Raw genomic sequence first — 629 nt, forward strand, 5'->3', positions numbered from 1 at the left:
GAAACCGCGCTGGTGCGCAAAAATGCTCCATCACGAAGAGCGCGTTGTCAGCCGCGACGATCTGATCCTCAGCATCGGCCGTGAACCGGAACAATATCGTGGCCTGGAGATGTGCCTGAGTCGCCTGCAGGACAAGTTCAAAAGCGCCAGTAATGGGGAGCGATTGTTCCGTGCCGTAAGAAACCGCGGTTATTGCCTCATCCAGGAAATCGTTGCGTAAACACGCACGATCTCCGCGAACAAAACAAACAGAAAACAGTGCGATTACAAAAACAACAAGAGCACTCTGTTTGACTTCACCTCCCTGGTAAATAAAAGTTCCCTGCCTCCACCCCTCCTACAGTAACAAACACAACATCATTTATTCACCCCTTGCTCCACGACCTTTTCTAACAGCCTTGTATTTGATTGTTTGAAAGTTGGCACAGTGCCATCTTGTTAGAACTCGTCAGACACCCTCTCCGGCAATAACTTAGTCTATTGATTGACGACAGTTCGGCCTATCGACGTTGTTACCTCAGGACACTCGTCCAATAACAACAACAAGCCTATCTAGCAACTCGGACTTTAACTGTCGAAACCTGAATGGACGTATTTCTGGGGATATCTCATGGAACTCTCTCTACGGA

At 48.3% G+C, this 629-nt stretch carries 1 pseudogene; it reads left to right on the forward strand.

The window, feature by feature from the left end:
- A pseudogene (locus tag HT737_RS29535) lies at positions 1 to 220 on the forward strand (winged helix-turn-helix domain-containing protein); the annotation flags it as partial.
- Between the last annotated feature and the right edge of the window lie 409 nt (positions 221 to 629).

The organism is Pseudomonas sp. MD195_PC81_125 (assembly GCF_014060985.1).
GTDB lineage: Bacteria > Pseudomonadota > Gammaproteobacteria > Pseudomonadales > Pseudomonadaceae > Aquipseudomonas > Aquipseudomonas parakoreensis.